The organism is Mesorhizobium sp. M4B.F.Ca.ET.017.02.2.1 (assembly GCF_003998955.1).
In the GTDB taxonomy this organism is placed as follows: Bacteria; Pseudomonadota; Alphaproteobacteria; order Rhizobiales; family Rhizobiaceae; genus Mesorhizobium; species Mesorhizobium abyssinicae.
Window position 1 is genome coordinate 1 of the sequence record NZ_RZOF01000333.1, and the last position, 6,980, is coordinate 6,980.

The 6,980-nt window shown below is 65.9% G+C and carries 8 protein-coding genes; all 8 read right to left on the reverse strand.

Going from position 1 to position 6,980, the window contains the following annotated elements:
- Positions 1-1,567 (reverse strand): MFS transporter (locus EN738_RS28045; protein WP_145966953.1); only part of this gene is annotated, 1,567 nt, incomplete at its 3' end.
- Between the two features lie 208 nt (positions 1,568-1,775).
- The gene (asnB, locus tag EN738_RS28050; RefSeq protein WP_127286500.1) at positions 1,776-3,647 is read right to left on the reverse strand and encodes an asparagine synthase (glutamine-hydrolyzing); all 1,872 of its coding nucleotides are present in this window, start codon (positions 3,645-3,647) and stop codon (positions 1,776-1,778) included.
- A gap of 150 nt (positions 3,648-3,797) precedes the next feature.
- Positions 3,798-4,064, reverse strand: a complete 267-nt coding sequence (gene fliQ / locus EN738_RS28055; protein ID WP_126058467.1) for a flagellar biosynthesis protein FliQ — start codon at positions 4,062-4,064, stop codon at positions 3,798-3,800.
- Between the two features lie 137 nt (positions 4,065-4,201).
- The gene (gene flgD / locus EN738_RS28060) at positions 4,202-4,609 is read right to left on the reverse strand and encodes a flagellar hook assembly protein FlgD (protein WP_127286501.1); all 408 of its coding nucleotides are present in this window, start codon (positions 4,607-4,609) and stop codon (positions 4,202-4,204) included.
- Between the two features lie 5 nt (positions 4,610-4,614).
- Positions 4,615-5,052 carry a flagellar biosynthesis repressor FlbT gene (gene flbT / locus EN738_RS28065; protein WP_127286502.1) on the reverse strand — a complete coding sequence of 146 codons (438 nt, stop codon included), beginning with the start codon at positions 5,050-5,052 and terminating at the stop codon, positions 4,615-4,617.
- Positions 5,049-5,396 carry a flagellar biosynthesis regulator FlaF gene (gene flaF / locus EN738_RS28070; RefSeq protein ID WP_127286503.1) on the reverse strand — a complete coding sequence of 116 codons (348 nt, stop codon included), beginning with the start codon at positions 5,394-5,396 and terminating at the stop codon, positions 5,049-5,051. Before flaF ends, flbT begins: the two co-directional genes overlap by 4 nt.
- Before the next feature lie 31 nt (positions 5,397-5,427).
- On the reverse strand, positions 5,428-6,477 hold the full coding sequence (locus EN738_RS28075; protein WP_127286504.1) for a flagellar hook-associated family protein: 1,050 nt from the start codon (positions 6,475-6,477) through the stop codon (positions 5,428-5,430).
- A gap of 3 nt (positions 6,478-6,480) precedes the next feature.
- A partial coding sequence (locus EN738_RS28080) for a flagellar basal body rod C-terminal domain-containing protein (RefSeq protein ID WP_281034330.1) occupies positions 6,481-6,980 on the reverse strand: 500 nt, incomplete at its 5' end.

The following is a 6,980-nucleotide window of genomic DNA, read 5'->3' on the forward strand; positions in this document are numbered from 1 at the left end:
GCGGCGGTCCCCCGCCGCTGTGCAATGCCCGGATGCGCTCGCCGACGACGGCGTCGGCATGGGTCGCCCGCCTGTTGTGGCGGATATACTCCAGCCAGGTCGGCGTGTGGTAATGCTCGATCCACACGGATGGATTTTCCAGGTCGCGCGCCAGTGTCCAGTTGCGGGCGCCGTCGCGGCGGCGGATGCGGCCGCGCTCGGCCATGGTGGCGAGGAACTCCGGCACGTCCTCGTCGCGGATGATGTACTCGATCATGACGGCGATCGGGCCGCTGCGCGGCTTGAGGTCGAGCCCCAGATGCGGCTCCTTGAAGCGGTTGAGCGGATCGAGGTTGAGCACCGCATGCTGCGGCAAGGGCAGGACGAGGCCGATGGCGCCACCCGCCAGCATGGTGATGCTGGCCGCGATCAGCGCGGTCTCGGCGCCATGCGCGTCGGCGACGACGCCCCAGACCCAGCTGCCCAGCGCGATGCCGCCGAAGGTCGCCGTCTGGTAGACCGAGAGCACCCGGCCGACCACCCAGCGCGGTGTCGACATCTGCACCGTGACGTTGAAATGCGACAGCGCGAGCACCCAGCAGGCGCCGCCGATGAGCAGACCGAGAGCGGTCTGCCAGGCGTGAAGGCTGACGGCGGCGTTGAGGGCGCAGACGGCGAAGCCGCCAAAGGCCATGCGCACCATCGTCTCCGAGGACAGCAACTGCCTCAGCCGCACGCTGATCAGCGCGCCGCCGACCGCGCCGATGCCGAAGGCGCCGAGCATGATGCCGTAGGTCAAGGCATCGCCCTTGACGACATCGCGCGCCACCAGCGGAAGAAGCGCCAGCACCGCGCCGGCGCTGAAGCCGAAGGCCGAGCCCCGGACCAGCACCTTGCCGATGTTGGGCGACATTGCGACATAGCGCAGGCCGGCGCCCATCGCCGCGCCAAGCGTCTCGCGCGGCAAGGTCTGCGCCGGTATTTCCGGCTTCCAGCGAAACAGCACGATGATCAGCCCGATATAGCTCAGCGCATTGGCGGCGAAGGCCGCGGCGGCGCCCGCGGCGGCGACGATGACGCCGCCGATCGCCGGGCCGACGCTGCGCGTCAGGTTGAAGCCCATCGAGTTCAGCGCTACGGCCGCCGGCACCTTGGAACGCGGCACCATATCGCCGACCGAGGCCTGCCATGACGGGCTGTTCAGCGCCGTGCCGCTGTCGATCAGGAAGGTGAAGGCGAGCAGCGTCCACGGCGTGATCAGGCCGAACCAGGTGAACAGCGTCAGCAGCGCCGAGACGACCAGCATGAAGGTCTGCGCCACCAGCATCACCTTGCGCCGGTTGAAGCTGTCGGCGATGGCGCCGGCGACCAGCGCGAACAGCATGATCGGCAGCGTGGTCGAGGCCTGGACCAGCGCCACCTGGTAGGACGAGGTGGCGATCATGGTCATCATCCAGGCGGCGCCGACGCCCTGGATGAGACCGCCGAAATTCGACACCAGGCTGGCCGACCAAACGGCCCGGAAGATGCCGTGGCTGAACGGCGCCAGCGCCGAGACGCGTTCGCTGTCCGGCTCGTCATCGATCATCCGCGCTGTCCCGCTTTACACGCCGTTGGCCTGCCGCCGCGAATGTCCTCTCCGGAGATGGAGCATGGCGACGCGGGGCGGACCGTTGCTTGAAAAAGATTATGCTCCAACAACAGGATAGCGAGGCAAAAATGCGTCGTTACGCGGCTAAGCCAATGGTCTGGCGGCCTTGGACCAACCGCCCGGGCGTACGGTTGGGCCGAACCGCTTAACCAGACGCTTCTGCGGCCGCGGCATGCAGCGCATGGGTCAGGTTGCCCGCCGTTTCGCCGCCGGCATGAAGGCGCAGGAACAGTTCCATGCCGACGAGGCGTAGTCGCGAGGCTTCGTCGCGCCTCGCCAGGTCGACAAGGTCCTCGACGGCGGCGGCGGGCCATTTCAGCGCGTCGCGCAGATAGCCGCCGCGCAGCAGGCCCTGGCTGCCCTGGGTGAAGCCGGACGAGATTTCGAAACCCTTCTTCGGTGCGTAGACGTTCTCGCGCGGCAGGTGCTTCTCCGCGACCTTCTTCAATAGCCACTTGCCGGTCCTGCCGCGCAATTTCTGACGCCTCGGCAGATGGATCGCGAAGTCGATCAGCCGGTTTTCGATGAAGGGAACCCTGAGCTCGACCGATGCCGCCATGCTCAGCCGGTCATGCCGGTTGAGCAGGTCCTGCAAATGCGAATAGAGATCGTAGAGACAGCATCCAAGGAAGGCGCGATCGCCGAGCGGCGTCACCGGTTCGAGCCGGTCGAAGATCCTGGTCTGCAGGAAATTGAGCTCTGGCGATAGCGACCTCAGCACGAGATTGCGCTCCGAGGCCGAGCTGTTGCCGGTCGATGTCTTGAATGGCGCATGGCGCAGGCGCCCGAACTTGCGATCGAGCCAGCGCTTCGAGCGGAACAGCCGTCCCGGCCAGGACCATGCCTGCCAGGCCCGCATGCTTTCGGCCTGCCATTTGTAACCGCCGAAGAGTTCGTCGGCACCTTCGCCGGTCAGCAGCACCTTGACGCCGTCGGCCCGGCATTGCTCGGCCAGCGCCAGAAGCCCGACATGGCTTGCGTGCCAGCCGTCGCTTTCGAGGTGCCAGACCGCTTTCGGCCAGAGCTCGAAGAACCGGTCCCTGTCGACCGGCACCCGGCGCAGCGGGACGCCGGCGCGGCGGCCGGTCCGTTCGGCGTTCTCCGCCTCGCTGCGGCCAAGCCGGGGGTCGACGACATAGCCGTGGATTTCCGGCCTGAAGCGCTTCGACAGCGCTGTGATCAGACCGGAATCGACGCCGCTGCTGCAGGCCGTGGCGATACTGGCGTCGGCGATGCAATGGATATCGACGCTGTCTTCGATCAGCGCTTCGAGCTTCGCCATATGCTCGTCGTCGGAGATGCGGTCGCCGGTGATGCGCGCCGCCTCCAGCACATCGAGGACGTGCCAGAAGCAGCGCTTCTCGATGCCGGCGTCGGTGATCTTCCAGAGGCCCGCCGGCGGCAGGCGTTCGATGCCGTCGAACAGGCTGAAGCTCGAATCGCGGTGCTGCCAGGCAAGCCGCAAGGTGATCTCGCGCACGTCGATGCGGCGGCCAAAACCGTCGCTGGCGAGGATCGCCTTGTCCTCGGAAGCGAACAGGATCCGCTCGGCCGTCTCGGCCACCGCCATCGGCTTGATGCCGAGGCGGTCGCGGGCGAACCACAGGGCGTTGTCGCGCGCGTCGAAGTAGGCAAAGGAAAACATGCCGTCGAACAGCGGCACCGCCTTTTCGGGACCCCAATGATGCAGAGCCTGCAGAACCACTTCGGTGTCGGAGACGCTGCGGAAAATGCAGCCTTCCGCCTCGAGCGCCTGGCGCAGCGAGCGATAGTTGTAGACCTCGCCATTGTAGGCGAGCACGCCCTTGCCGCATGCGGTCAGCATCGGCTCGCGGGCGGCGGGAGAGGGATCGATGATGGCAAGCCGGCGATGACCCAGGGCGAGCCGGCTGCTGCTCCAGCTGTCGTGGTCGTCCGGCCCGCGATGCGCCAGCGCCTGCATCATGCCGGCGATGTCCGACAGGTCGCCGGCGCCGATCGGGTCGCGCTTTCGCCAGACGCCGGCTATTCCGCACATGGCCTGCCGGCCGGTTTAGTCTGCCCCATGATTTTTGAAGACCGCCTGAGACCAGTGGCGCCTACGCCGTGCAATTCACAATCTAGCCGCAACCGGGCTGCCCGCAAGCCGTCCGGTGGGCGCAAGGAGGCAGGCACTCCGCGTTCCGCGTCAGAAGCCGTGCTCGATGCGCTCGAAGATGACGTTGGTGAAGGCCGATATCTGACCGCCGATGAATGGGCCGGTCAGCGCCACCACCAGCATGATGGCGACGATCTTCGGCACGAAGGTCAGCGTGATTTCCTGGATCTGGGTCAGCGCCTGGATCAGCGCGATGCCGATGCCGACCGCCATCGCCACCAGCACCACCGGCGCGGAGGCGGTCAGCACCGTCCACACCGCGTATTGGACGATATCGAGGGCGTCGGCCTCGTTCATGGGTCGTGACCGGAGCCTGTCGCCTAGAGCCGGATGATCTCAGGTCGAGTCGACCTGAAATCTGAATCCGGCTCTAAATCAAAGAGATAGAGCATGATGTCGCCCGAAAACCGCTTCACACTTTTCGGCATCATGCTCTAGCTCGCCGCCTTGACCGAAACGCCCGCGGTGACGGGAACTTCTGTGCCGTTCTGCAGCACCGCGATGAGGCCGCTGCTGGCCAGGCGCACGGAGGCCACCGTGCCCGTCGTCTTGCCGTCGGCGGAGGTGATCGAGCGGCCGATCAGGGCATCGGCCTGCGACAGGGCCGAGGACTGCATGATCTGGTCGAGCTTGGTGTTGGTCTGCACCGATTGCTCGACCTGCGAGAAGGTGGCGAGCTGGGCGACGTACTGTGTCGAGTCCATCGGCTTGGTCGGATCCTGGTTCTTCATCTCGGCGATGAGGAGCTTCAGGAACGACTGGTAGTCGACCGCGGTCTTCGAGGTCGACGTGGTGGTCGAGTTGGCACCGGTCGGTATGGTGGTCGTCATGTCCACGGTCATCGGCATCAAGCTCCTACGGCCAGCGGGCGCGCCGCGCCCGGAATATCGTCATTGCCGCCAAGCGCGCGGCGTTCGAGCGGATAGAGCGCGCGGATCGCCTTCAGCGCCTCATAGACATGGTCCTCGCCGACCATGCGGTCGATCTGCTTCAGCGCGCTGCAAATCTCGCCGTCCTCGAAGCTCGCCAGCAGCATGGGCAGCGAGCGGCGGAACATGTCGCGCGCCTCGGAGGCGCTCGCCGGGTTCATCAGCATGACCTGCAGGATGAAATAGAGCTGCCTGAGCGGGGTCGACGCCTGATCAGCCTGGATGACGTGGCTTTCGAGCAGGAACTGCACGTCGTTCATCAGCTCGATTGTGACCTTGCGGTCGACGCGGACGACGGCGCCGTTGATGTAGATCTTCTCGTTCGGCTTCAGCGATATCTTCAGCGTGTTGGTCATTGGATGCCGTCCCGGATGATCTGGGAGACTTCGATCAGGCCTTCGAAATTGTTGGTGCGGCCCTGGCGGATGTCCTCGGCCTCGCGCAGCAGCCACAGGCCGATGGAGATCAGGTTGGCGCGCAGTTCCTTGGGCAGGGCGTTGTCGCTGGAGCCGAGATCCTCGACGAAGGTGGTCCAGATGCGGTTGGTGAAGTGCAGCGCCTCGATCGCTTCCATGGAATCCTGGCCGACCGCGGCCGCGGCCGACAGCATGTCGATCGAGCGGGTGAGCAATTCCCGCTCGCGGTCCTTGGCGTCGGAGACGGAGTCGGTCTGGATGTCGGCGTAGGAGAATTGATACATCGTCGGGGCTCTGCCGTTCCGGTGGAAGTTTTCAGGTCAGGTAATTCAGCAGGCTGAGCTGCTGCAGGCGCGCGGTCAACGCGAATGAGGTCTCGATATGCTGCGTCAGGTCGGCGATGCGGGTCGCGGCCTCGGCGGGATCGACGCCCTCGAGATCGATGATGTGCTTCTCGAACAGGTCGACCTGGGTCTTCATGCGGTCGCTGGCGTCGGAGACACGTTTCTGGGTTAGGCCGACCTCCGAACGCACCTGGACGATGCCGCCGATGGCCTCGCCGACCAATGTCTGGGCGCGGCTGACGACGGTGTTCTTGGCGGCATCGCTGATGTTGCCGGAGAACAGGTTGGCGACCATCGCCGCCGCCATGGCGAGCTTGCGGATGCCGTCCTCATTGGCGCTGACCGAGGTCTGCGTGGTCTCGTTCAGCGCGATGCGGCTGGTGATCTGCTCGTCGGTGGCGTTCGACCAGGTGCCTTGCCAGCCCGGGCCGAGGAATTGCGGCTCGACGCTGGTGGTGATGAAGTCGTCCATCTGGGCGGCAGTGATGTTGGCCGCGGCCGGATCGCTTTGGGTGAAGCCGAAATAGGCGACGAAGGAGGCGTCGAAAGCGGCTTTGGCGGGCGAGCCGGCGGCGGTGAAATCGTCGACCGGCTTGACGTCGGTGTTGGTGCCGGCGAACAGATACTCGCCATTCACGCTGGTGTTGAGGATGCCGGTCATCTGCTGCAGCGCCGACGCGCCGGCCTGCTGGGTGATGCTGGTCGAGGAATCGCCGGACACGGCGCTGGTCAAGGCCGAAAGAAAGTTCTGCGCGACGTCGGAGAGCTGGCCGAGCGCATCCTGCGTCGACGTCAGCCGGGCGGCGACCAGCGCGTTGGAATCGATGATGCCGTTCAGCCGGTCGAGATCGCGCTGGAAGGTCACGGCCTGGGTCGTGCGCCCGCCGAGCGCCAGGCCGACATCGGCGACCTTGCCGGTCGTTGACTCCTTCGTCGCCTTGACCAGATCGGACTGCATGCGCATCTGCTGGTAGCGCATGGCGTTGGATATTGCGGCTGAGGAGACGGCTGTCGCTTTCATCGATTATCCCACGGCATTCATCAGGGCGTCCAGCATGTCGTCGACGGTCTTCATCATGCGGGCGGAGGCCTGGTAGGTGTGTTCGAGGTCGAGCAGCAGCGACATTTCCTGATCGACATTGACGCCGGTGTCGTTGGACAGCGCCTCGGCCGTGCGCGTGGCCAGCGCCTCCTTGGCGTCGGCGGTGGTCGAGGCCTGCTGGCGCACGCCTTCGAACCAGCCGATCGAGTTGGCGGCATAGTCGGCGACGCTGGATGTCGCCGTGATACCGGCGGCGGCATCGAAAGCCATCGGCTGGTCGAGCCGGTCGCCATAGGCGATCAGGAGGTTGGCGTAGGACGAGCCGGAAGTGTTGAGGACATAGGCAGCGCCATTGGCGCCGCCGTCGCGCAGCAGCGCCGGGGTCATGGCGGCGTTGACGCTGATCGAGCCGGCAAGGCCGTCGACCAGCGTGCCGGCGGCGGGAATGGCGGGCGCGCCCCACCCGGGGGACAAGCCGGCGG

What these genes read in the sequence shown, in the direction of transcription:
- asnB (WP_127286500.1), bottom strand. Translation starts at nt 3,647, where the DNA reads ATGTGCGGAATAGCCGGCGTCTGGCGAAAGCGCGACCCGATCGGCGCC.
- fliQ (WP_126058467.1), bottom strand. Translation starts at nt 4,064, where the DNA reads ATGAACGAGGCCGACGCCCTCGATATCGTCCAATACGCGGTGTGGACG.
- flgD (WP_127286501.1), bottom strand. Translation starts at nt 4,609, where the DNA reads ATGACCGTGGACATGACGACCACCATACCGACCGGTGCCAACTCGACC.
- flbT (WP_127286502.1), bottom strand. Translation starts at nt 5,052, where the DNA reads ATGACCAACACGCTGAAGATATCGCTGAAGCCGAACGAGAAGATCTAC.
- flaF (WP_127286503.1), bottom strand. Translation starts at nt 5,396, where the DNA reads ATGTATCAATTCTCCTACGCCGACATCCAGACCGACTCCGTCTCCGAC.
- EN738_RS28075 (WP_127286504.1), bottom strand. Translation starts at nt 6,477, where the DNA reads ATGAAAGCGACAGCCGTCTCCTCAGCCGCAATATCCAACGCCATGCGC.